This window comes from Variovorax gossypii, from assembly GCF_003965815.1.
In the GTDB taxonomy this organism is placed as follows: domain Bacteria; phylum Pseudomonadota; class Gammaproteobacteria; order Burkholderiales; family Burkholderiaceae_C; genus Variovorax; species Variovorax gossypii.
Map to the genome: position 1 here is coordinate 1512321 of NZ_RXOE01000001.1, position 23758 is coordinate 1536078.

Here is a 23758-nt window from a genome sequence, read left to right on the forward strand (position 1 = left end):
GCGCCGGCACCGCGCCCCCAACCGCCGTTCATGCCACGCCCCCGGCGTGGCATGGATCGTGCTGCGCCGACGGCAATGAATGTCGTCGCCACGCCTGAACCCGCCGCGGTAGAAATCGTCGCCCTCACCAAGCGCTACGCGCCGGACACCGCGGCCGCCGTCGACCGGATCGACCTGCGCATCGCCAGCGGCAGCTACTGCTGCCTGCTCGGGCCCTCGGGCTGCGGCAAGAGCACCACCCTGCGGATGATCGCGGGGCATGAGTCGGTCAGCAGCGGCGACATCCTGCTGGACAACCGCAACATCACCAACCTGCCCGCCGCCGCGCGCGGCACGGCGATGATGTTCCAGAGCTTCGCGCTCTTTCCCCACCTTTCGGCCACCGACAACGTGGCCTTCAGCCTCAAGATGAAAGGCGTCGGCAAGGCCGAGCGCCACCGGCGCGCCAACGAGCTGCTCGCCCGCGTCGCGATGGGCCACCTGGCCGAACGCAAGCCCAGCGAACTCTCCGGCGGCCAGCAGCAGCGCGTGGCGCTGGCGCGCGCGCTCATCACCGAACCCCGGGTGCTGCTGCTGGACGAGCCTCTCTCGGCGCTGGACCCCTTCCTGCGCATCCAGATGCGCGCCGAGCTGCGCCGTTGGCAGAAGGAGCTGGGCCTGACCTTCATCCACGTCACGCATTCGCAGGAGGAAGCGATGGCGCTGGCAGACACGATGGTGGTCATGAATCACGGCGTGATCGAGCAGGTCGGCTCGCCGCATGCGGTCTACAACCACCCGGCGAGCGAATTCGTGGCGCGCTTCATGGGCGGCCACAACGTGTTCGACACGCCGGGCGGCCCGATCGCGGTGCGCAACGATCGCATGCGGATCGCCGCGGCTTCGGAAAACAACGCTGGCAGCGCGGCCCTCGCCGCAACCGTCACCGACGTCGAATACCAGGGCACCTACGTGCTGCTCGGCCTCGCGCTCGACGGCGCCGCCGCCGGGCGCCAGAGCGTGTCGGTGCTGCTGGGCGAAGCCGCTTTCCTCGCTCGCCCCTATGCACACGGCGAAGCGGTGCGCCTCTCGTGGGCCGAAGCCGACGCGCGCGTGCTCGGCCCCGGCGTCAAGCCGCCGGGCGAGCGGGCGTCGGCGCCCAGCGGTACCGGGGCCGCCCAGCGCGACGACACCGCCGCGCTCGCCATGACCTTGTGAGCGCATCGGCAACCAGTTTCTTGTTTTCTCACGTTCGTTTCTTTCCACCTTTTTCTCTGGAGACTCAGCAATGACCGAACCCATCGACTCGTTCAACGGCGTCAAGCGCCGCACGCTGCTGCAAGGCACCGCCGGCATTCTGGCCACGGGCATCGCGCCCTTCGTGCACGCACAGGAAAAGATCGTGCTGCGCTACCTCGGCACCGCGGTGAACCAGGACAAGGCGATTGCCGAGAAGTTCAAGGCCGACACCGGCATCGAGATCCAGTACGTGGCCGTGACCACCGACGACGTGACCAAGCGCGCCGTCACCGCGCCCAACAGCTTCGACCTGATCGACACCGAGTTCTTCTCGCTCAAGAAGATCGTGCCAACCGGCAACCTGAAGGGCATCGACACCAAGCGCGTGAAGAACGCCGACAAGATCACGTCGCTTTTCACCAAGGGCGAAGTGGCAGGCAAGAAAGTCGGCAGCCAGGGCACGGCACCCGTCAAGGTGATCTACCTCGAAGGCGAGAAGAGCAAGGTTTTCGCCAAGGCGGCCACGCAGTACATGTCGCTGATCCCGACCACCTACAACGCCGACACGCTGGGCATCCGCCCCGACCTCATCAAGCGTCCCATCGGCTCGTGGGCCGAGCTGCTGAACCCCGAGTTCAAGGGCAAGGCCGCGATCCTGAACATTCCCTCGATCGGCATCATGGACGCCGCGATGGTGGTGGAGGCCAAGGGCCTGCACAAGTACGCCGACAAGGGCAACATGACCAAGGCCGAAATCGACCTGACCATCAAGGCGCTGATCGAGGCCAAGAAGGCGGGCCAGTTCCGCGCGCTGTGGAAGGACTTCAACGAATCGGTGAACCTGATGTCCTCGGGCGAGGTGGTGATCCAGTCGATGTGGTCGCCCGCGGTCACGGCCGTGCGAAGCAAGGGCATCGACTGCACCTTCCAGCCGCTCAAGGAAGGCTATCGCGCCTGGGCCTCGGGCTTCGGTCTGCCGGCCACGCTCTCGGGCAAGAAGCTCGACGGCGCCTACGAGTTCATCAACTGGTTCCTCGACGGCTGGGCCGGCGCCTACCTCAACCGCCAGGGCTACTACAGCGCCGTGCTCGACACCGCCAAGACCAAGATGGAAGCCTACGAGTGGGCCTACTGGATGGAAGGCAAGCCCGCCTCCCAGGACATCAAGAGCCCGCAGGGCGACGTGATCGCCAAGGCCGGCTCGGTACGCGACGGCGGCAGCTACGAACAGCGCATGGGCGGCATCGCGTGCTGGAACGCGGTGATGGACGAGAACGAGTACATGGTGAGGAAATGGAACGAGTTCGTGGCTGCGTAAGAAGGCTCGCCCACAGGCTTCGCGCACTGCGTGTCGCTTCTCCCTCCCCCTGACCGGGGGCGACACCTGCGGCCCGGCAAAGCCGGTTCCGCGGTGTCCCACGAACAGGCATCGCTTCGCTCGCCCTTGGACACAGTCTTTCGCTTTCATCCATGAGTACACCCGTCGTGTCCAGCCATGCCGCCGCTGCCCCGGTTCATGCCGTGAAGGCGTGGTGGCAGGCGGCGCCGTTCGCGCTGGTGTTCCTGCTGTTCTTCCTGATTCCGCTGGCGCTGGTCGCGATGGTCAGCCTGTGGAATTTCAACGAGTACGAGCTGATACCTGCCGTCACGCTGCGCAACTACCTCAGCCTGTTCGAAGGCTGCTCGAGGCTCACCGACAACGGCGACCTCTGCGTGACGCTGAACACCTACCTGAGCACCTTCAAGTTCTGCCTGCTGGTGTGGGGCATCACGCTGGTGATCGGCTTTTCGGTCGCGTACTTCCTGGCCTTCCACGTGCGCTCCTCGACCATGCAGACGGTGCTGTTCGTGCTGTGCACGGTGCCCTTCTGGACCTCCAACGTGATCCGCATGATCTCGTGGGTGCCGCTGCTGGGACGCAACGGGCTGGTCAACCAGGCGCTGATGGGCATCGGCCTGGTCGATCAGCCGCTGGAGTGGCTGCTGTTCTCCGACTTCTCGGTGGTGCTGGCCTTCGTGCACCTGTACACGATGTTCATGATCGTGCCGATCTTCAACAGCATGATGCGCATCGACCGCTCGCTGCTCGAGGCGGCCAGCGACGCCGGCGCCTCGGGCTGGCAGACGCTGTGGAACGTGGTGGTGCCGCTGTCGCGCACCGGCATCCTCATCGGCTCCATCTTCGTCATCACCATCGTGATGGGCGACTTCGTCACCATCGGCGTGATGGGCGGGCAGCAGATCGCCTCCATCGGCAAGATCATCCAGGTGCAGACCTCGTACCTGCAGTTCCCGCTGGCGGCGGCCAATGCCATGATCCTGCTGGCCGTGGTGCTGATGATCATCTGGGGGCTGACCCGGATGGTCGACATCCGCAAGGAGCTCTGAGATGCAGACACCCATCGGCGCGCAGCGCGCGCCCGGATTCTGGCCGCTGGCCATCGTGTTCGGGCTCTTCGTGCTGTTCCTGTACGGCCCGATGATCACGATCTTCGTGCTGAGTTTCCAGGGGCCCGAGGGCGGGCTGACCTTTCCGCTGCGCGGGCTGTCGCTGCACTGGTTCCACAAGCTGGCCGAGGGCCTCGGCACGGTCGACATCGGCGCGGCCTTCAGGCGCTCGCTGGCGCTGGGCGCGGTGGTGATGGCGTTCACCGTGGTGCTGTCGGTGCTCGCCGGGCTCGCGTTCCGCAAGAAGCTCGCGGGCAGCAACGCCCTGTTCTTCGTGACGGTCGCCAGCCTCATCATGCCGTCGATCATCATCTCGCTGGGCATCGGCCTGCAGTTCCGGCTGATCGACACCGGCATCAAGAGCGTGCTGACGGCGATGGACGCCGCCGCGCTGCTCGAAGGCTACGGCACCGCGCTCGGCCTCTTCAGCTCCGCGCTGGGCGCGCACCTGACGTGGACGCTGCCCTTCGGCCTGCTCATCATGTTCGCGGTGTTCAACCGCTTCAATCCCGCCTACGAGGAGGCCGCGCGCGACCTGGGCGCCACGCCCTGGCAGACATTCCGCTTCGTGGTGCTGCCGCTGATCGGGCCCTCGATCGTGGGCATCGGCATGTTCGGCTTCACGCTGTCGTGGGACGAGATCGCCCGCACCTCGCAGGCCATCGGTGACGTGAACACGCTGCCGCTCGAGCTGCAGGGGCTGACCTCGACGGTAACCACGCCTTCGATCTATGCACTTGGTACCGTGACCACCGTGGTGTCGCTGCTGGTCATGGGCGTGGCGCTGGGCGCTGCCGCGCTGCTGCGGCGGCGCTCCATCCGCAGAAAGTGAGCGTTTTCCGGCAGCCCCTCTAAAATCGCGCCCCGACAAAAACACAAGCGAGAGAGGCGGAAATGCTCGAGAAACTCAACGAATTCACGGAAAGCCACGGCGAACTGCGCCGCGGCAAGGGGCTGGTCACCGGGACCATCGCGCTGAGCCTTGCCATCCTGTGCTTTCTGGGCGTGCTGGCCTTCCACTTCCCGCAGTACCTCACGACGCCCGAGCTGCGCAAGAGCTACAACGTCGACGTGATGCGCGTCATCCTGCTCACGGCGCTGGTCATCTCGGGCGGGCTTTCCCTGGTCAACATCATCTTCAACCGCTCGCGCTGGCTGTCTTCGGCCGCGTTCCTGCTGGTGGCGGCCTCGGCGCTGCTGGGCGGGCACAAGGTGCCGGTGCACGACTTCGCGGACAACACGCCGTACATCGGGCTCGACTGGTTCATCCTCGACCTGCTGGGCTCCTCGCTGATCTTCATCTTCATCGAGAAGCTGTTCGCGCTGCGCAAGGACCAGCCGGTGTTCCGCGAGGAGTGGCAGACCGACTTCCACCACTTCGTGGTGAACCACATGATCGTGGGCTTCGTGCTGCTGGCGACCAACCTGATGGTGCACAAGCTCTTCGGCTGGGCGGCCAACGACGGCATCCGCGGCTGGGTGGGCAACCTGCCGTTCTGGGCGGGGCTGCTGCTCATCATTCTGGTGGCCGACCTGGTGCAGTACTGGACGCACCGCGCCTACCACGAGGTGCCCGTGCTGTGGCGCCTGCACGCGGTGCACCACAGCGTGAAGAGCATGGACTGGATGGCGGGCTCGCGCCAGCACATCCTGGAGCTGCTGATCACGCGCACGCTGGTGCTGGCCCCCATCTACGTGCTGGGCTTCAGCAAGGACGTGATCGACGCCTACATCGTGGTGGTGGGCTTCCAGGCGGTGTTCAACCACTGCAACGTGAGCGTGCGGCTCGGCCCGCTGCGCTACCTGATCGTGACGCCCAACTTCCACCACTGGCACCACAGCCAGGACCAGGAAGCGCTGGACAAGAACTACGCGGCGCACTACGCCTTCCTCGACTACATCTTCGGCACGGCCGTGAAGAGCACCAAGCTCTGGCCCGAGAAGTACGGCGTGCTGGGCGACTACGTACCCAACGGCTTCTTCAAGCAGCTGAAGTTCCCGTTCGTCTGGAAGGGCTGATGCGAATTCCTTTCCGGGCCGCCGCGGCCATCGTCGCCGCGGGCGCCGCCCTGCTGCTTTCCGCCTGCGCCGCCCGCCTCGACCTGCCGACCAAGGACAACGGCCTGCGCCTGCGCGTGCAGAGTTCGGTGATCGCACCGGGCAACGGCGGCGAGCTCATCGCCGCCGACGCGCTGGCGCCGGGCGACATCCTGCTGACCTCGATCGCCACGGTGAACTCCTTCGGCATCCGGCTGGGCACCTTCTCGCCGGTGAGCCACGCGGTGCTGTACCTGGGCGACGGCCAGATCGCCGAAGCCGTCGGCACCGGCGTGCGCGCGCGGCCGCTCGCCGAAGTGGTCGACGAAGAGCAGATGGTCGTGGCATTCCGCGTGCCGGGCGTGGACGACGCCGGCGCCGCCCGCATGCGCGAGTGGGCGATGTCGCAGGTCGGCACCAGCTACAACACCGTGGGCGTGCTGCTGAACGCGCCCTTCGTGCTGAACCGCCGCCTGTGCGAGCTGCCGCTGCTGCCCACCGCCGTCAGCCACTACTGCATGAGCGGCATGGCCATGGTGCAGCTGGGCGCGAGCCGCGACGACCAGTTCTTCTGCTCGCAGTTCGTGCTGGAGGCCTACAGGCAGGCAGGCCTGCCGATCACCAATGCCGACCCGCGCTGGGTGAGCCCGGCCGACCTGCTCCACATGCGCGAGGGCGACGTGCCCTCCATCGCCGCCACGCAGCCGCTGCGCTATGTCGGGCACCTGAAATACAACCCGCCGCCGATCCTGGCGGCCGACGGCCCTTGAGCGCGGCTGGCTCTTCTTCGTCGCGCTTCGACGTCGTCGTGATCGGCGCCGGGGCCGCCGGACTCTTCTGCGCCGGCGTGGCGGGCCAGCGCGGGCTGAAGGTGCTGCTGGTGGACCACAGCGAGAAGGTGGGCGAGAAGATCCGCATCTCGGGCGGCGGACGCGCCAACTTCACGAACCGCGACCTGGACGTGCGCGCGCCGCAGCGGCACTTCATCGGCGACAACCCGAATTTCTGCCGCTCGGCGCTGTCGCGCTATGCGCCGCAACAGTTCATCGAGCTGGTGCAGAAGCACGGGATCGCATTTCACGAGAAGCACAAGGGGCAGCTTTTCTGCGACGGCTCCTCGCAGCAGATCGTCGACATGCTGCTGGCCGAGTGCGCGGCGGGCGGGGTCGAGCGGTGGCAGCCGTGCAGGATCGGGAGCATCGCCTTTTCCGCCTCCAGCGCAGACGGCACGGGCTCTGGCAGCTATCGAATCGAGAGCAGCCGGGGGCCGATCGAGACGGCCAAGATCGTGGTCGCCACCGGCGGTCTGTCGATCCCGCAGATCGGTGCCAGTGACTTCGGCTACCGCATCGCCGAGCAGTTCGGCCTGCGGATGGTCGCGCCCCGCCCCGCGCTGGTGCCGCTGACCTTCGGCGGCGACGCGTGGGCGCCCTATGCCGAACTGGCCGGGCTGGCGCTGCCGGTGCGCATCGAGACCGGCGCCAAGAAGGAAAAGATGGCGTTCCTCGAAGACCTGCTCTTCACCCACCGGGGCCTGTCGGGCCCGGCGGTGCTGCAGATTTCGAGCTACTGGAAGCCCGGCGCCCCGCTGACCCTGGATTTCGCCCCCGGCGTGAACGTGGCCGAGGCATTGGGCGAGGCCAAGCTGCGGTCGAAAAAACGAATCGCCAACGAGCTGGCCGCCCTGGTGCCCTCCCGGCTGGCGGACGCCTGGGTCGGGCAGGACCCGGCCCTGCAGCGGCCGGTGAACGAAGCGGCCGACAAGGCGCTGGCAGCACTGTCGGAGCGCATCGCCCGCTGGCAGATCGTTCCCAGCGGCACCGAGGGCTACAAGAAGGCCGAGGTAACGGCCGGCGGCGTCGACACCCGCGACCTGTCGTCCCAGACCATGGAGTCGAAGCAGCCGGGCCTGTATTTCATCGGCGAAGTGGTCGACGTGACCGGCTGGCTGGGCGGATACAACTTCCAGTGGGCCTGGGCAAGCGCACATACGTGCGCACAGGCGCTCTGATTCCCCGGCTCACCTTCCAGGGACACCGAAGAACCGGCTTTGCCGGGCTTCAGGTGTCGCCCCCGGCGAGGGGGTTGGCGAAGCGACACGAAGTGCGCGCAGCCTGGGGGCGTGCTATACTCTTGGGCTAACTCTTGGCCTTACCTCAACGGCCGCAAAAGATTTCAGTTGAGGAACCCCGGCTTGGGGCCTCGATCTCTCCAGGCCAAATTCATTTCAACGATTCATCAATGACCACCATCCGCGTTAAAGAAAACGAGCCCTTCGACGTCGCACTGCGCCGTTTCAAGCGCACCATCGAAAAGCTCGGCCTGCTGACCGACCTGCGTGCCCGTGAGTTCTACGAAAAGCCGACCGCCGAACGCAAGCGCAAGAAGGCAGCCGCGGTCAAGCGCCACTACAAGCGCGTGCGCAGCATGCAGCTGCCCAAGAAGCTGTACTAAGCAACGCCCCGGGCGGCAGGCCCAGACGAAAGTCAGCACCGCCGCTCCGTTGCCTCAGCCGCGCCAGGGAAACCTGCCGCGGCTTTTGTTTTTTCCGAAAGGTTGCCGAATGACTCTCAAAGCACAGATCAACGAAGACATGAAGACGGCGATGCGCGCCAAGGAATCCGAGCGCCTTGCCACCATCCGCCTGCTGCTGGCCGCAATGAAGCAGAAGGAAGTCGACGAGCGCGTGGAGCTCGACGACGCCATGGTCGTCGCCATCGTCGACAAGATGGTCAAGCAGCGCAAGGATTCCATCGCCGCCTTCACCACCGGCGGCCGCACCGACCTCGCCGACAAGGAAGCCGCCGAGATCAAGGTGCTGGAGGTCTACCTGCCCCAGCGCATGAGCGCCGATGAAACGGCGGCCGCAGTGAAGGCCATCGTGGCCGAGCTGGGCGCCAGCGGCCCCGGCGACATGGGCAAGGTGATGGGCGTGGTCAAGACCCGCTTGGCCGGCAAGGCCGACATGGGCCAGGTCAGCGCGGCGGTCAAAGCCGCTCTGACGGGCGCCTGAGAATGAACGCCGGCAGCCCCAGCGTCGCCATCCCCAAGGCCTGTGCCTGCCTGGTCGACGCCCGGGGCCGGCTGCTGGTGTTCCGCCATCCCGAGGATGGCGGCATGCAGCTCCCCAAGGGCACCATCGAGCCCGGCGAATCGCCCGACGTGGCGGTGCGCCGCGAACTGCTCGAGGAATCGGGCATCGACTACGCCGGAGAGCTGCAGTCGCTGGGCACGCTGGACCGCGAATGCGAGGCCGGCGTCGAAGGCAACACGCACCGCCACCCGCAGCTGTGGCACATCTTCCTGATGCGCGCCGAGGGCGCCCTGCCCGAGAGCTTCACGCACACGGCCACGGGCAGTCCCGAGGAAGAAGGCCTGGTGTTCCTGTTCAGCTGGCTCGAAGCCGGCGACCCGCTCGACGACTTCGCCCTGCCCTACCGCCAGACCATCGAGCGCGTGCGTTCGGCCCTGCTGCTCGCGGCCTGAGACGCCACCATCGTCACGCCCCGGCCGCGCGCATGGCCATGTACAGGCCCAGCAGCGCCAGCCCGATCAGGAAGCAGCGCCTGAACACCGCCACCGACAGCCTCTTGCGCAGCCAGGTCCCGAGCACCATCCCGCCGATGGCCGGCGCGAGCATCGCGACCGAGCCTCCGATCACCGACATCGGATAGCCCCCGTTCCCGGCCAGCCCGATGGCCAGCACCACCGTCGAGGTGGTGAACGAAATCCCCATCGCCTGGATCAGCGAATCGCGCTGGAAGCCCAGCGCCTGCAGGTACGGCACAGCCGGCACCGCGAACACCCCCGTCACCGCCGTGACCAGTCCGGTCACGATGCCCACCAGCGGCCCCACCCAGCGCGCCTGCGCGTCGGTCACATGCAACTGCCGCCCGGTAAGCCCCCAGACCGCATAGACGATCAGCGCCACGCCCAGCGCCACCGTCGCCCACGCCCCTGCCGGCACGCCCAGCCAGAGCGCGCCACCCAGCGTGCCGGCCACCACGCCCACCTGCATGCCGCCGATGCGCTTCAGCACCGGCATGAAGGTCGCGCGAGGCCCGGTCTGCCAGATGTTGGTGACCAGCGAAGGCACGATCAGCAGCGCCGCGGCCTGCGCCGGCGACATCCACAGCGCGAGCAGCCCCATCGACACCGTCGGCAGCCCGAGGCCGACCACGCCCTTGATCACCCCGGCCAGCAGGTACACGGCCGTGGCGGCGGCCCAGAAGATCATCGTGTCGGTGGGTTGCATGGCTGTCATCGCGGCCGAGTCTGCCGATGAAGCCCGCGCCCTGAAATGCGGCATTCGCGCAGCCGGCCTCAGGCTGGGACTGAGGCTCCTGGTGCACACTCCGCCCACCATGCGCTTCGATCTCACAGACCTGCGGCTCTTCATCCACGTCGTCGAGGCCGGCAGCCTCACCGCCGGTGCCGGCCGCTCGCACATGACGCTGGCCTCCGCCAGCCAGCGCGTGCGCGGCATGGAAGACGCCCTCGGCAGCCCCCTGCTCACCCGCCACGCGCAGGGAGTGCGCCCCACCGAGGCCGGCCGCACGCTGCTGCACCATGCGCGCGTCGTGCTGCAGCAGATGGAGCGGCTGCGCGGCGAACTCGGGGAGTACGGCCAGGGCCTCAAGGGCCATGTGCGCTTCATGTGCGGCACCTCGGCACTGACCGAGCACCTGCCCGAGGTGCTGAGCCGCTTTCTCGCCGAGCATCCGCGCATCTCGGTCGACCTGGAAGAGCGCCCCAGCCCCGACACGGTGGAAGCGCTGCGAGCAGGCCTGTGCGACATCGGCATCGTCTCCGACGCCATCGACAGCGAGGGCCTCGAATGCCATCCCTTCCGGCGCGACGACCTCGTGCTCGTCATGCCGCGCGGCCACGCACTGGCCGGGCGCCGCCGCCTGCGGCTGGCCGAAGTGGTCGACAGCGAATTCGTAGGCCTGCCCGCCGACAGCGCGCTGCAGCTGCTGATCACCCAGCACGTGCGCGCCCTGGGCAAGCACCTGGCCTACCGCGTGCGCGTGCGCAACTTCGAGGCTGTGTGCCGCATGGTCGAGTACGGCATCGGCGTCGGCATCGTCCCGCAGACCGCGGCCGAACGCTGTGCCCGTTCGATGAAGATCGCGCGCGCCTCGCTCGCCGACGCCTGGGCCGAGCGAACGCTGATGGCCTGCGTGCGCTCGTCGGAAGACCTGCCGCTCAACGCCCGGCGCATGCTCGATTACCTGGTCGCGCCGCCGCCCGAGGAAGTCAGGAAGAAGCAGTGACAGGCCGGCCCAGCCGTGCCCGCGCCGCCACGAAGGCATCGAAGGCCTCGCTGCTGGTCTTGCTCGGCACATAGCCGAAACGCTCCTTCAGCGCGGTGTTGAGCAGCACCGGCCGGTAGCGCAGAAAGTCCAGCTGCTCCGGCCCGTAGCGGCTCACGCCCAGCGCCGAGCCCACCGCCAGCGCCGTCTTCAGCACGCCGGCCGGCCAGTCGACTGCGTGCTTGCCCAGCCGCGAGGCGATCTCGTGGATGGTCAGCGCGCCGTCGCCCGCGAGGTTGTAGCAGCCGGGCGGCGCACCACCGAGCGCATGGGCGATGGCGCCTGTCACGTCCTCGTCCCACACGAACACGAACGGACTCGCGCTGCCGCGGATCGCGATGAGCCGCTTCTTCTCGAACAGCGCCGTGATCTGGTTGTCCACCCGCTCGCCGAGGATGGTGCCGATGCGCAGCACCGTCTGCGCCAGCGCCGGATGTCGTTCGCGATAGCCGGCCAGCATCTCCTCCACCTGCCGCTTGTGGTCTGCATAGGCGAACACCACGTTGCCGCGCAGCGGCTGCGACTCGGTGATCCACGCCGGGTTGTCCGCGTGGTAGCCGTAGGCCGCGCCGCTGGACGACACCACGATGTGCCGCACGCCCTTCGCCACGCAGGCTTCGAGCACGTTGCGCGTGCCGCCCACGTCCACCGAATGCTCGAAGGCACGGTTGGAGTCCCTGCCCGGCGTGACGATGGATGCGAGATGCACCACGGTGTCGATGGCATGGTCGGCAATGGCCTCGGCGATGCGCGAGTCGCGCACGTCCAGCTGCTGGTAGGCCACGCCCATCAGGCGTCGGTCCGGCGGCACCTCGCGCACGTCGACCGCGACCAGCGCTTCCAGCGTGCCCTGCTCCGCCAGCGCAGCGAGCAGGCCGCGCCCCAGGAAGCCGTCGGCCCCGGTCACCAGCACGCGGCGCGCGACGAGTCCTTCGCCGCTCATGGCTTCGCGGGCTTGCGGCCCCACCAGCTTGCCAGCGCAAGGCCGGCGATGATGTCCCAGAAGCCCCATACGCCGGCCACCACGGCCATGCCGCCGAGCCCGCCGAAGAAGCTGAAGATCAGCACCAGCCCGAGCCCCGCGTTGCGGATGCCCACCTCGATGGACACCGCGCGCCGGTCGTAGTCGCCAAGCCCCGAGAGCCGCGCGCAAAGGTAGCCGGTGCCGAAGGCCAGCGCGTCGTGGATCACCACCGCCATCAGCACCAGCCCCACGTAGTCGAGGAAGAAGCGCCAGTTGCCCGCGATGGCGCCGAGGATGAACACGATCAGCGCGACGAAGCTCAGCACGCCCACCGGCTTCTTGATGCGCGCCGTGAGCGCCGGGAACCTGTGCGCGCAGGCCACGCCGAGCACGAAGGGAACGCCGATGATCGCCACGATATGGCCCAGCATGTCCAGCGGATCGAGCGCGATGGTCTTCAGCAGCGCCGAGGCCGTGGGATGCAGGCCGCCCCAGAACGCGAAGTTCAGCGGCATCACGACGATGGAAAGCGCGTTCGAGATCGCCGTCATCGACACCGACAGCGCCACGTTGCCGCGCGCGCGGTGCGTGAGGATCTGCGAGATGTTCCCCGGCGGGCAGCAGGCCACCAGGATCATGCCCAGCGCAATGCTCGGGCCCGGCTTGAGGATCAGCGTGAGCACGTAGGTCACGGCCGGCAGCACGATGAACTGCGCGCCGATGCCCACTGCCATGGCGCCGGGCATGCGCGCCACGCGCTTGAAGTCCTCGATGCGCGTGTCCAGCGCGATGCCGAACATCAAAAAGCCCAGCACCACGTTGAGCAGCACCAGCGAGGCCGGGTTGAAGTGCAGGCGTATCTCGTCGACAGGCAGCATGCGCGGGGCCTCCTTCTTTCTTGGTCTTCAGGCAGGGTCGGCCAGCGCCGCGGCCGCGTTGCGCACGGCCGCGCGGTAGGTGTCCTTGTGCACGTAGTACGCCATGCGTTCCAGCTGCAGGTACTTGAAGCCGCCCGACAGGTCGGGCGCCGGCCCCTGCGCCGCGGCGCGCAGCGCGCCAGCCCTGGGCGAACCGCCCGCCTGCGCGCGAAAGTAGCGCGCCACCAGCTCGGCCTGCTCGTAGCGGCCCTGCCATCCGATGCCGCTGGCCTCGATCATCCCGAGCACCGCGATGTTCTCGAAGCGCGGCGAGAAGATGTTGAGGTACAGCCGCGGCGCCATGCCTTGCCAGTTCAGCAGCTCGCGGTCGATGAACGGGTAGTGCAGCGCATAGCCGGTGGCAGCGAGGATCAGGTCGTAGTCGCGCGCGCTGCCGTCCCTGAAGTGCACCGTGCGCCCGTCGAGCCGCGCGATGTCGGCGCGCACGCCGATGTCGCCGTGGCCCACGTGGTGCAGCACCAGCGAGTTCACGATGGGGTGCGACTCGTACATCCGGTAGTCGGGCTTCGGAAAGCCGAAGCGCACCGGGTCGCCGGTGAACCACTTGAGCACCGTCGAGTCGATGCGCTGCTTGAGCCACGGCGGCAGCGGCCGCTTGCCGCCCAGCGTGTCGGCCGGCTTGCCGAACACGTACTTGGGCACGAAGTAGTAGCCCCGCCGCACCGAGATGTCGACGCTCCTGGCGTAGTGCACGGCATCCACGGCGATGTCGCAGCCCGAGTTGCCCGCGCCGACGATCAGCACGCGCTTGTCCTTGAAGAGCTCCGGGTGCTTGTAGTCGCTGGTGTGCAGAAGCTCGCCATCGAAGTTGCCGTCGAAGCTCGGCCGCTTGGGCTCGGCGAGCGTGCCGTTGGCGATGACCACGCCCCTGTATTCGGCCGTCTCGACCGTGCCCTCGCCGTCCTCGGTGGTGACGAGCCAGCGCGTATCGGGCGCGTCGCTCGCCGGCTCGACGCGCAGCACGCGCGTGTTGAAGCGGAAGTGCTCGCGCAGCCCGAAGCGGTCGGCGAAGTCGCTGAAGTAGCGGCGCAGCTCGCGGTGGCTGGGGTAGTCGGCCACCGTGTCGGCCATCGGGAACTCGGTGAACTCGGTGGTGCGCTTGCTCGAGATCAGGTGCGCCGAGTGATAGACGGTGGAGCGCGGATTGGAGATGTCCCACAGCCCGCCCACATCGCCATGCGCCTCGAAGCCCTGGAACGGCACGCCGTGCTTCTGCAGGTTGCGCGCACCGGCAAGGCCGGAGGGGCCCGCGCCGATCAGCGCGATCTGTTCGTGAGTCGGTACTGCGGCGGCGTTGGACGTCATCGGGGCGGAGGCTCCTTCGAAAGACCGGGAATGGCTGTCGCGCCCGCTTCGCCGACACGGGGCTTGCGCGGCTGGCCTCGCAGCAGGCGGTCGTGAAGCTTCTCCGGCAGCAGGTCGAGCGCCTTCGAGAGCCAGCCGATGCGGCGCGGCAGCACGATCTTCTCCCGCCCCGCCGTCACGGCCGCCAGCAGCCGGTGCGCGGCCTCATCGGCTTCGAGCAGCCCCGGCATCGCGAAGCGGTTACCGGCAGTGAGCGCGGTGCGGATGTAGCCGGGGCTGACCGTGTGCACCGTGAGCCCCGTTTCGCGCAGCTCGGCGCGCAGGCTTTCCAGGTAGCGGATCAGCCCGGCCTTGCTGGCGCAGTAGGCGCCGTTGCCCGGCATGCCGCGCCAGCCGGCGATGCTGGCCATGCCGACCAGCGCGCCGCGCTGTTGCGCGCGCATCGCGCCCACGAAAGGCTGGAAGGTGGTGGCCGCGCCCAGCAGGTTGATCTCGAGCATGCGGCGGAATACGGCCAGGTCGTCGGCCTGGGCGGTGTCGTAGCCGCCCGCGACGCCGGCATTGGCGATCACAAGGTCGGGCACGCCGGCGCGCGCCATCCAGTCGGCGGCCATGGCCTGCATGGCGGCGCCCTGCGACACGTCGGGGGTGTAGGCCGCACAGCGCTCGGGCGCGAGCGCGGCCAGTTCAGCGAGCCTGCCGGCGTCGAGCCCCACCAGCGCCACGCTCGCCCCGTTGCCGATCAGCTCGCGCGCCAGCGCCTGTCCCAGCCCGCCACAGGCACCGGTGAGGACGACGTTGCGAAACGGCAAGGGCATTGGCGCGAGGGCTCCGGGTGGCAAAAAGCCCGGCCACTTTATCCGCGCACGCGCGCCGCGCCCCCCGGCATTTCCCCTTGCCCGGAGCCCCTGCGTCGAAGGCTTGCCGAAGCCCTCAGGCGGCCGCAGGCTCTGGAAACTCGATCTGGATCTTCACGTCCGTCGCGCGGCCGGCCGCCGCTTCCTCGAAGGCCTTGATGCCGTCCTCGAAGGCGAAGGTGCGCGAGATGAAGGGCTTCACGTCGACCTGCCCCGACGCGATCAGCGCCAGCGCGCGCGGGAAGATGTTGGCGTAGCGGAACACCGACTCGATGCGCACCTCCTTCGCCTGGATGGCCACGATGTCGAAGGCCACCTTGTCGGCGGGTATGCCCACCATCACCAGGCAGCCGCCGGGGCACAGCAGGTCGAAGATGCCGTCGAAGGCGCGCGCGCTTCCGCTGGCCTCGAACACGACGTTGGCGCCCCAGCCGTCGGTCAGCGCCTTCACCGTGTCGGCGAGCTTGCCGGCGCGCACGTCGACAGTGGTGACGGCCGGGTTTCCGGCGAACAGCGCCAGCTTCTCGGGCACGAGGTCCGCGAGGATCACGCGCGCGGCACCGCCAGCGAGCGCGGCCAGCGCCGTCATTGCGCCGATGGTGCCGGCGCCGATGACCACCGCCACGTCGCCCGGCTTCAGCGCGGCCTTCTTCGCTGCCTGCAGGCCGATGGCCAGCGGCTCGACGATGGCGCCTTCGCCGAAGCTCACGTTGTCGGGCAGGCGGAAGGTGAATGCCGCCGGGTGCACCACGAAGGGCGTGAGGCAGCCATGGATGGGCGGCGTGGCCCAGAAGCGCACGGCAGGGTCGAGGTTGTAGATGCCCTCGAGCGTGGCGCGCGAATCCATGCGCGGGATGCCGGGCTCCATGCAAACGCGGTCGCCCGGCTTGAGGTGCGTGACCTCCGAGCCCACCTCGGCCACGATGCCCGAGGCCTCGTGGCCCAGCACCATGGGTTCTTCCACCACGTAGGGGCCGATGCCGCCGTGCTGGTAGTAGTGAACGTCGCTGCCGCACACGCCCACGGTGTGCATGCGGATCTTCACGTCGCGCGGCCCCACGTGAAGCGGAATGTCGAGCTCGCGCAGCCTGAGCTCGTGCGCTTTTTCCAGAACCAGTGCTTTCATGTTCTTGAGTCCTTGAAGGAGTGTTGTCGGTATGTGGTCAATGCAATGAGGTTTCGGTGCGCAGCAGCGAGGCGCCTGAATCGATGTCGAAGAGGTGCACCTGCGCGGGGTCGGCCACGAAGCGCACGCGCTCGCGCAGCCCCGGGCACTGCGCGGAGGGCATGAGCGCGGCGATCTCGCCGTCGCCCTGGCCGAAGCTCACCAGCACCTCGTTGCCGAGGTATTCGATGAGCTGCACCTCGCCCTGGAAGCCGCCGTGCTGCCCGCCATGGGCATCCGCCCGCAGGTGCGCGGGCCGCACGCCGAGCGTGACGCGCCTGCGGCCTTCGAGCGCGAACCGGCGCGCGTCGACCCGGACAGTGCCTTCACGGCCGAAGAGTTCGACTGTCGACCCTGCCTGCGCGGCCTCGCGCACTTCCATCTCCACCAGGTTCATCGGCGGCGTGCCGATGAAGCCGGCCACGAATGCCGAGCGCGGCCGCTCGAAGATCTCGCGCGGCGAGCCGACCTGCTCGATGCGCCCGTCGCGCAGCAGCACGATGCGGTCGGCCAGCGTCATCGCCTCGTGCTGGTCGTGGGTCACGTAGACCGTGGTGGTCTTCAGCGCCTGGTGCAGCCGGGCGATCTCGATGCGCATGTGATTGCGCAGCTTGGCGTCGAGGTTCGACAGCGGCTCATCGAAGAGGAACACCTTGGGCGTCTTGATCATCGCCCGCGCGATCGCCACGCGCTGCTGCTGCCCGCCCGACAGCTCGGTGGGCTTGCGCTGCAGGTAACGCTCCAGCCCGAGCGTGTCCGACACTTCCTTGATGCGCGCGTCGATCTCCGCCTTGGGCACCTTCAGCCGCTTGAGGCCGAAGGCGATGTTGTCGCGCACGCTCATGTGCGGATAGAGCGCGTAGTTCTGGAACACCATGGCGATGCCGCGCTCCTGCGGCGGCAGGTCGTTCACGCGCTGGCCGCCGATCATGAGGTCGCCGTCGGAGATGTCTTCCAGGCCCGCGAGCATGCGCAGGATGGTCGACTTGCCGCAGCCCGAGGGGCCGAGGAACACGACGAACTCGTTGTCGGACACGTCGAGGTCGAACTGATGGACGACCTGCGTGTCGCCGTAGCGCTTGATGATCTTGTGACAGCTGATTGCGGACATTTCGTTGTTCCGGGAAAGAGGGATCGGCTCGGGGCTCATGCCGCGTCGCGCCTGCGCTTGAACGCCGCATTGAGGAAGCCGCTGAGCACGCCGACCATGAGCAGCGGCGGCAGCGAAAGCAGGATGACGGACGCGTTCAAGATGCCCCAGGGCACGTCGCGCCCGAGCTGGCTCAGCTCCGATGCCACGATGGGCAGCGTCTTGGCGTCCGAGGTGGTGAGCATCAGCGCGATGAGGAACTCGTTCCACACCAGCACGAAGCCGAAGGCGATGGCACCGATCAGCGAGCGCGCGGCGATCGGCAGCGCCACCTTGAAGAAGATCGCGTAGGGGCCGTAGCCGTCGACGCGGCCGGCCTCCTCCACCTCCTTGGGTACGGCCTTGAAGGCGGGAATGGCGAGCCAGATCACGGTGGAGAGCGTGAGCAGCGTGTAGGTGACGACGAGCGCGATGCGCGTGTCGTACAGCTCCAGCTGCAACCAGATCACCATCAGCGGGATGGCCACCGCCACAGGCGGCAGGAAGCGCATCGAGAGCACGAAGAACTGGATGTCGTTGGCCCAGCGCAGCGGATAGCGCGCGAGCGCATAGGCCGCGGGCAGCCCAAGCACCGCGCCGGCGATCACCGCCGAGCCCACCACCACGACGGAATTCAGCAGCCCTTGCGCCACCGCCTCGCGACTGAGCACGTAGACGTAGTTCTCCAGCGTGGGCGTGAAGAAGAACTTGGGCACCGCCGAGACGATGTCGACCCGGTTCTTGAACGAGTTGAGAAAGGTCCACAGCACCGGCACCAGCGCCGAGAGGCCGGCCAGGATCAGCACTAGCCGCGCGAGCAACGTGCCGACGGAGAACTTCTTCTTTGCAGCAGCGCTCATTTCGGCCGCGTCCATTTCCAGATGTAGGTGAAGGCCACGGTCGAGGCGACCATCATCAGCACCGCCATGCCCGAGGCATACGAGATGCGGCCCGACTCGATGAAGCCCTGCGAGAAGGCGTACATGTCCAGCGTCTCCGTCGAGATGCCGGGGCCGCCGCGCGTCATCACGTAGATGAGGTCGAAAGCGCGCAGCGACTCCACCATCTTCACGAAGCACAGGCTGACCAGCGGCGCCTTCAGCATCGGCAGCGCCACGTAGGCGTAGACCTCCCAGGTCTTCGCATGGTCCATGCGCGCGGCCTCGAAGGGCTGGGGCGGCAGCGTCTCGAGCAGCTTGAGCACGATGACGGCGAAGAAGAGGCCCCACTGCCACACGTCGACGAAGGCAACCGTGAGCAGCGCGGTGACCGGGCTGGCCAGCAGGTCGAGCGGCTCGCCGGTGATGGCCTTGTACGGCCAGGTCAGCAGGCCGAACAGCGGGTGGAAGGCGAACTTCCACACGAAGGCCGCCGACACGCGCGGCAGCAGAACCGGCACGATGAACAGCATCGACAACACATTGCGCCAGCGCGCGGTGGTGCACTGGAACATCAGCACGCCCAGCAGCACCGCCAGGCCCATGGTGGCGCTGACCGTCAGCACCTCCCACACCAGCGACACGCGCACCGAGTTGAGGAAGCGCCGGTCGGAAAAGAGCTGGATGTAGTTCGACAGCCAGACCCAGGCCGTGTCGGCCTGCCCGAGCTCGCGGTCCTGCAGCGAGATGCCGATCGCGAAAAGGGTGGGCACCAGTGCCAGCACCGCCAGCACCAGCAGCCCGGGCCCGATGAAGACGAGAGGCAGCCTCGTCGTCTTCCTTTTTTTCTCCCTGAGCGTCATTACTTCTTGCGCCGCGCGACCAGTTGCTTCGCGTAGCCGTCGAGTTCGTCGAGGCCGGCCTTGATGTCGGTGCGCGATCCGGTGATCAGCTCTTCGAGGATGATCCCCCAGCGGTCGCCGAGATCGGGCCAGGCCGGGTCCTGCCAGAAGTTCACGGCCGTGACCTTGCCGGTGTCGGCCAGCGCCTTGCCGAGGTCGGCGCCATAGCGCTTGGCGAACTCGGGACTCGACAGCACGCTGGTGCGGTTGAGCTCGCCGAACTGACCTTCCGCGAGGCGGCGCTGCTCCTGCTTCTTGGAGGTTGCCCAGGCGACGAACAGGCCCGCGCACTTCTTCGCCTCCTCGGTCTTGTTGGCCTTGGCGCCGATGGCCAGGCCGTGGCCGTAGCCGCCGCCGGTCAGCGGCGTGGGCGGCGGCAGGTAGGCGACCTTGCCGATCACGGTCGACATCTTCGGGTCGAGCGCGTTGCCGGCCAGTGGGGTCGACTCGACCAGCATCGCCACCTTGCCGGCGAGGAAGGCGCCGGTGGATTCGTCCCAGCCGCCGGTCTTGGTGCCGGGCGCCGAGTACTTGAACAGCTCGAGGTAGGTCTGCGTGGCCTTCACCGCGGCGGCGGAATCGAACACGGGCTTGTCGCCCTCGAACCACTGGCCGCCGTAACCGCGGAAGAAGGGCATCCAGCGCCACACGTTGGCACCGGAGCCGCGCTGGCCGCGCAGCGCGACGCCGTAGACGCCGTTGGCCGGGTCATTGAGCTTCTTCGCCGCGGCGACGAACTCGTCGAGCGTGGTCGGCGGCTTGATGCCGGCCTTCTCGAGCAGGTCCTTGCGGTAGACCAGCAGGTCGCCGCCGCCTGTGAGCGGAGCGAACCAGAGCTGGCCGTCGAAGGTGGCGACCTTCTGGCGGCCGGGGTCGAAGTCGGCGTAATCGTAGTCGGCGGGGTAGTACTTGGCCAGCGGCACGATCCACTTCGACTGGGCGAACAGCGGCACGTTGGCCTCGTCGACGTAGTACACGTGGTACTTGCCCACAGTGGAAGCGTCCGCGCGGGTCTTGGTGCGGCGATCGTTCTCGTTGAGGTTGTCGATGTTGAACGAGGCACCGGCGAGGGCCTTGAACTCGTCCTTGTACTTTTCGAGCAGGGTCAGCCCGTCGCGGGGCTGGGACAGGACGCGCAGGTCCTCCTTGCAGACCTGCTGCGCCTGGGCCGCGCCGCCCCATGCGGCCAGCGCCGCCAGCACCATCGCGCAACCCGTCATCCGGTACCGGTTTTCTTGAACAGCCATCGCTTTTGTCTCCTTTGAGCCTGTCGTGGATTGCCGGGGAATCGCGGCGGAAACAGGTGGGACGAAGCGTAGGCAGCGGCGGCGCGGCGCCGCGTACACGCGAGCCGGGGCACTGGTATTTTCATGACCACCCTGCTTGGGGTTTTGCCGGGGTCAGGCGCGCATAGGTGCCGCGCCGGTTCGCTTCAATCGCCACATCGGTTGCAACATAAAACCAGATTGATAGAATCCATCTGGTATTTTTTTGAAACCACAGCGGCCGATGCCGCAACCGCCATGACTCACTACCGCACCACCACCGTCGACGGTCTGAAGATCTTCCATCGCGAGGCAGGCGACCCGGCCCTGCCCGCCCTGCTCCTGCTGCACGGCTTTCCGGCCTCGTCCTTCATGTACCGCGGGCTGATCGAGCGGCTGGCCCATCGCTTCCACGTCATCGCGCCGGACTACCCCGGCTTCGGGCACAGCGATGCGCCCTCGGTCGCGGAGTTCAGCTACACCTTCGACAGCCTCGCCGACATCGTCGGCAAGCTCACCGACCAGCTCGGCCTCGAGCGCTACGGCCTCTACATGCAGGACTTCGGCGGCCCGGTGGGTTTCAGGCTGGCCAGCCGCCGCCCGGAGAAGGTCGATTTCCTCGTGGTGCAGAACGCCAACGCCTACGAGGAAGGCCTGCCCGACAGCTTCTGGGGACTGGCCCGCGAGCTGTGGCGCGACCCGTCGCCCGCCAACTACGCGCGCATCCGCGAGGCCGCCATGTCCGACGAAGCCCTGGCGTGGAACTACACCCACGGCGTGAAGGAGCTGGAGCGCATCGACCCCGACAGCTGGCTGCTGCAGCGCGCCCTGCTGGCGCGCCCCGGCAACAAGGACGCGATGGCGGCGCTGCTGCACGACTACGGCAGCAACCTATCGCTCTACCCCGCCTGGCAGGCCTACTTCAGGCAGCACCAGCCGCCGACGCTGATCGTCTGGGGCGCCAACGACGTGATCTTTCCGCCCTCGGGCGCCTATCCCTACCAGCGCGACCTGCGACGGGTCGACTTCAAGCTGCTCGACACCGGCCATTTCGCGCTCGAGGAGCTGGGCGAGGTGATCGCCACCCACATCGAGCATTTCCACGACGCGCTGAACGCATGAGGAACCCGGTCATGGAACTGAACGCCGATGCGGCGGGGGCACGGCCGTGCCCCGAGCCGTCGATATCGGGCGCGCTGGCGCTGCTGTTCGCCGTCGCCTGCGGACTCGCGGTGGCCAACGTCTACTACGCCCAGCCGCTGCTGGACACGCTGTCGCACACCTTCGGCATCCGGCCCGCCACGGTCGGCGTCGTCATCACCATCACGCAGATCGGCTACGGGCTGGGGCTGCTGATGGTGGTTCCGCTGGGCGACCTCGTCGACCGGCGACGGCTGATCGTCGGGCAATCGCTGCTGTCGGCGGTCGCCCTGCTGGCGGTGGCGCTGGCACCGAGCGCGTCGGTGCTGCTCCCGGCGATGGCCGCCGTGGGCGTGCTGGCGGTGGTGACGCAGGTGCTGGTCGCCTATGCCGCGAGCATGGCCGCGCCGGGCGAACGCGGTCGCGTGGTGGGCACGGTCACCAGCGGCATCATCCTCGGCATCCTGCTGGCGCGGGCGGTCTCGGGTACGCTGTCGGATCTCTTCGGCTGGCGTTCGGTGTACCTTGCGTCGGCGGCGGCCACGCTGCTGGTCTCCGGCCTGCTGTGGATGGTGCTGCCGAGCCGCGCGCGGCCCGCGCCGGGCATCTCGTACGTGCAGCTGATCCGCTCGGTGTTCGCGCTCTTCGCGCAGGAGCCGGTGCTGCGCATCCGCGCCGTGCTCGCGATGCTGATCTTCATGGCCATCACCATGATGCTGACGCCGATGGTGCTGCCGCTGACCGCACCGCCCTTCTCTCTGTCGCACACGCAGGTGGGCCTTTTCGGCCTCGCGGGTGCGGCCGGGGCCCTGGGCGCGGCCCGGGCGGGCCGTCAGGCGGATCGTGGTCGCGCGCAGCGCACCACCTTCATCGGCCTGAGCGCGATGCTGCTGTCGTGGCCGCTCATCGCGATGCTGCCGTGGTCCATCTGGGCAATGGTGGCCGGCGTGGTCGTCATCGACTTCGGGCTGCAGTCGGTGCACGTGGCCAACCAGAGCCTGATCTACCGCGTGCGCCCCGAGGCGCAGAGCCGGCTGACGGCCGGGTACATGATCTTCTACTCCATCGGGTCCGCCACCGGATCGATGGCCTCGACGATGGTGTACGCCCATGCGGGCTGGAACGGCGTCTGCGTTGCCGGGGCCCTCGTCAGCGGCGTGGCGATGGCATTCTGGGCGCTCACGCGGCACCTGACGCCGCAGGACACGGCCTCCTGAAGCCGCAACGGCTCAGTCCGCGGTGGCGAGCGGCGTGTTCTGCGCCGTGCGCAGGCCGAAGCGGTCCTGCGCCTGCTGCCGGTAGGCCGAGGGCGTCATGCCCTTGAGTTGCAGGAAGCGGCGGTTGAAGTTGGCGAGATTCGCGAAGCCCACCTCGTAGCAGATGTCGCTCACCAGCCGGTCGGACACCTGCAGCATCTCGCAGGCCTTGGCCACTCGCAGCCGCGTGACGAAGTCGGTGAAGGTGGCGCCCATGTGCCGGTGGAACCAGCGCGAGAAGCTGCTCTCGGCCATGTTGGCCACGGCGCACACGGCCGGCAGCGAAAGCTCCTCGGTCAGGTGCCGGTCGAGGTAGTCGAGCACGCGGCGCATGCGGGTGTTGGCGCTCGGGTCTTCGCCCGCCGGGTCGGCGGTGCTGGAAATCTGCCGCCAGTCGGGCCAGCGGGCCAGCTCGTGCAGCAGGCCGATGAACTCCGCGAGCCGGGCCATGCCCTCCTGCGCCTGAACGCGCAGGAAGCGTTCGCGCACCAGCGAGTGGATACCGAAGAACTCGATGCCCAGCTTGGCCCGGTCGAGCATCGGCAGCACGGTCTTCAGCTCGGGAAACAGGTCGGTGCCCTTGCGCAGCGGCTCGTCGCGGAAGTGGATGACCATGCTGCGCTCGGCGATGCCCTCGGGCGGCACGTCGTGCGAGATCCAGGTGTGGGGCAGCCGGGCGCCCACAAGTGCCACGTAGCCGGGCTCGAAACGGCCGATGTGGTCGCCCACGAAGGCGTCGCCGCTGCTGCGGTTGATGCACTGCAGCTCGTATTCGTCGTGGTAATGCCAGCAGTCGAAGGGCCAGGGCACGCCGTGTTGCAGGCAGCGCACCGAACTGCCGCCCGCCGGCTCGAAGCCGAGCCGGGGGTCGCGCATCAGTTCGTGCTCGAGTTCCGGTTTTCGCGCTGCGTTATGCCTCATGTTCGACAAGCCCTCGCGCG

At 67.9% G+C, this 23758-nt stretch carries 24 protein-coding genes; 13 read left to right on the forward strand and 11 right to left on the reverse strand.

Annotation, left to right across the window (positions count from 1 at the left end; genetic code table 11):
* Nucleotides 1–75 precede the first annotated feature (75 nt).
* From EJP69_RS07080 to EJP69_RS07135, 10 genes are all read left to right on the forward strand, one after another.
* Nucleotides 76–1197, forward strand: a complete 1122-nt coding sequence (locus EJP69_RS07080) for an ABC transporter ATP-binding protein (protein ID WP_126469164.1) — start codon at nt 76–78, stop codon at nt 1195–1197.
* Between the two features lie 70 nt (nt 1198–1267).
* Nucleotides 1268–2536 (forward strand): ABC transporter substrate-binding protein, encoded by a 1269-nt coding sequence (locus tag EJP69_RS07085; RefSeq protein WP_093204748.1) that lies wholly within the window; start codon nt 1268–1270, stop codon nt 2534–2536.
* Between the two features lie 152 nt (nt 2537–2688).
* Nucleotides 2689–3606 (forward strand): ABC transporter permease, encoded by a 918-nt coding sequence (locus tag EJP69_RS07095; protein WP_126469165.1) that lies wholly within the window; start codon nt 2689–2691, stop codon nt 3604–3606.
* Nucleotide 3607: 1 nt separating this feature from the next.
* Nucleotides 3608–4498: an ABC transporter permease gene (locus EJP69_RS07100; RefSeq protein WP_126469166.1), complete on the forward strand. Its 891-nt coding sequence runs from the start codon at nt 3608–3610 to the stop codon at nt 4496–4498.
* Nucleotides 4499–4560: 62 nt separating this feature from the next.
* Nucleotides 4561–5685, forward strand: coding sequence for a sterol desaturase family protein (locus tag EJP69_RS07105; protein WP_093204740.1), 1125 nt, complete (start codon nt 4561–4563; stop codon nt 5683–5685).
* Nucleotides 5685–6473, forward strand: coding sequence for a YaeF family permuted papain-like enzyme (locus tag EJP69_RS07110; RefSeq protein WP_126469167.1), 789 nt, complete (start codon nt 5685–5687; stop codon nt 6471–6473). Before EJP69_RS07105 ends, EJP69_RS07110 begins: the two co-directional genes overlap by 1 nt.
* On the forward strand, nt 6470–7714 hold the full coding sequence (locus EJP69_RS07115; RefSeq protein ID WP_126469168.1) for a BaiN/RdsA family NAD(P)/FAD-dependent oxidoreductase: 1245 nt from the start codon (nt 6470–6472) through the stop codon (nt 7712–7714). The genes EJP69_RS07110 and EJP69_RS07115 overlap by 4 nt, the downstream gene beginning before the upstream one ends.
* Nucleotides 7715–7944: 230 nt before the next feature.
* Nucleotides 7945–8157 (forward strand): 30S ribosomal protein S21, encoded by a 213-nt coding sequence (gene rpsU, locus EJP69_RS07125; RefSeq protein ID WP_007833691.1) that lies wholly within the window; start codon nt 7945–7947, stop codon nt 8155–8157.
* Between the two features lie 109 nt (nt 8158–8266).
* A complete protein-coding gene (locus tag EJP69_RS07130; protein WP_093204733.1) occupies nt 8267–8716 on the forward strand; it encodes a GatB/YqeY domain-containing protein in 450 nt (149 codons plus the stop codon).
* A gap of 2 nt (nt 8717–8718) precedes the next feature.
* Nucleotides 8719–9189: an NUDIX domain-containing protein gene (locus EJP69_RS07135; protein WP_126469169.1), complete on the forward strand. Its 471-nt coding sequence runs from the start codon at nt 8719–8721 to the stop codon at nt 9187–9189.
* Between the two features lie 13 nt (nt 9190–9202).
* On the opposite strand, the gene EJP69_RS07140 is transcribed toward EJP69_RS07135, so the two are convergent.
* Nucleotides 9203–9967: a sulfite exporter TauE/SafE family protein gene (locus EJP69_RS07140; RefSeq protein ID WP_240652054.1), complete on the reverse strand. Its 765-nt coding sequence runs from the start codon at nt 9965–9967 to the stop codon at nt 9203–9205.
* 100 nt (nt 9968–10067) lie between these two features.
* On the opposite strand from EJP69_RS07140, the gene EJP69_RS07145 reads away from it, so the two are divergent.
* Entirely contained in the window at nt 10068–10979 is a 912-nt protein-coding gene (locus EJP69_RS07145) for a LysR family transcriptional regulator (protein ID WP_093300675.1), read from the forward strand.
* Here the strand turns inward: EJP69_RS07145 and EJP69_RS07150 are convergent.
* The 9 genes from EJP69_RS07150 to EJP69_RS07190 form a co-directional block, all read right to left on the reverse strand.
* Nucleotides 10963–11961 (reverse strand): SDR family oxidoreductase, encoded by a 999-nt coding sequence (locus EJP69_RS07150; RefSeq protein ID WP_126469171.1) that lies wholly within the window; start codon nt 11959–11961, stop codon nt 10963–10965. The two genes, EJP69_RS07145 and EJP69_RS07150, sit on opposite strands and share 17 nt — an antisense overlap.
* Nucleotides 11958–12860: a bile acid:sodium symporter family protein gene (locus EJP69_RS07155; RefSeq protein ID WP_093204723.1), complete on the reverse strand. Its 903-nt coding sequence runs from the start codon at nt 12858–12860 to the stop codon at nt 11958–11960. Before EJP69_RS07155 ends, EJP69_RS07150 begins: the two co-directional genes overlap by 4 nt.
* A 27-nt stretch (nt 12861–12887) precedes the next feature.
* A complete protein-coding gene (locus tag EJP69_RS07160) occupies nt 12888–14225 on the reverse strand; it encodes a flavin-containing monooxygenase (RefSeq protein ID WP_126469172.1) in 1338 nt (445 codons plus the stop codon).
* Complete coding sequence (locus EJP69_RS07165) at nt 14222–15043, reverse strand: SDR family oxidoreductase (RefSeq protein WP_126469173.1); 822 nt, start codon at nt 15041–15043, stop codon at nt 14222–14224. Before EJP69_RS07165 ends, EJP69_RS07160 begins: the two co-directional genes overlap by 4 nt.
* A gap of 115 nt (nt 15044–15158) precedes the next feature.
* Entirely contained in the window at nt 15159–16208 is a 1050-nt protein-coding gene (locus EJP69_RS07170; protein WP_093204717.1) for an NAD(P)-dependent alcohol dehydrogenase, read from the reverse strand.
* 37 nt (nt 16209–16245) lie between these two features.
* Nucleotides 16246–17358 carry an ABC transporter ATP-binding protein gene (locus EJP69_RS07175; RefSeq protein WP_126469174.1) on the reverse strand — a complete coding sequence of 371 codons (1113 nt, stop codon included), beginning with the start codon at nt 17356–17358 and terminating at the stop codon, nt 16246–16248.
* 35 nt (nt 17359–17393) lie between these two features.
* Nucleotides 17394–18236 carry a carbohydrate ABC transporter permease gene (locus EJP69_RS07180; protein ID WP_126469175.1) on the reverse strand — a complete coding sequence of 281 codons (843 nt, stop codon included), beginning with the start codon at nt 18234–18236 and terminating at the stop codon, nt 17394–17396.
* Nucleotides 18233–19117, reverse strand: a complete 885-nt coding sequence (locus tag EJP69_RS07185; protein ID WP_126469176.1) for a carbohydrate ABC transporter permease — start codon at nt 19115–19117, stop codon at nt 18233–18235. The genes EJP69_RS07180 and EJP69_RS07185 overlap by 4 nt, the downstream gene beginning before the upstream one ends.
* Nucleotides 19117–20361 carry an ABC transporter substrate-binding protein gene (locus EJP69_RS07190; RefSeq protein ID WP_206169299.1) on the reverse strand — a complete coding sequence of 415 codons (1245 nt, stop codon included), beginning with the start codon at nt 20359–20361 and terminating at the stop codon, nt 19117–19119. The genes EJP69_RS07185 and EJP69_RS07190 overlap by 1 nt, the downstream gene beginning before the upstream one ends.
* A 318-nt stretch (nt 20362–20679) precedes the next feature.
* On the opposite strand from EJP69_RS07190, the gene EJP69_RS07195 reads away from it, so the two are divergent.
* On the forward strand, nt 20680–21543 hold the full coding sequence (locus tag EJP69_RS07195) for an alpha/beta fold hydrolase (RefSeq protein ID WP_126469177.1): 864 nt from the start codon (nt 20680–20682) through the stop codon (nt 21541–21543).
* Between the two features lie 11 nt (nt 21544–21554).
* Entirely contained in the window at nt 21555–22778 is a 1224-nt protein-coding gene (locus EJP69_RS07200; protein ID WP_126469178.1) for an MFS transporter, read from the forward strand.
* Between the two features lie 12 nt (nt 22779–22790).
* Here the strand turns inward: EJP69_RS07200 and EJP69_RS07205 are convergent, their stop codons facing one another.
* Entirely contained in the window at nt 22791–23693 is a 903-nt protein-coding gene (locus EJP69_RS07205; protein ID WP_240652055.1) for a helix-turn-helix domain-containing protein, read from the reverse strand.
* Nucleotides 23694–23758: the final 65 nt, after the last annotated feature.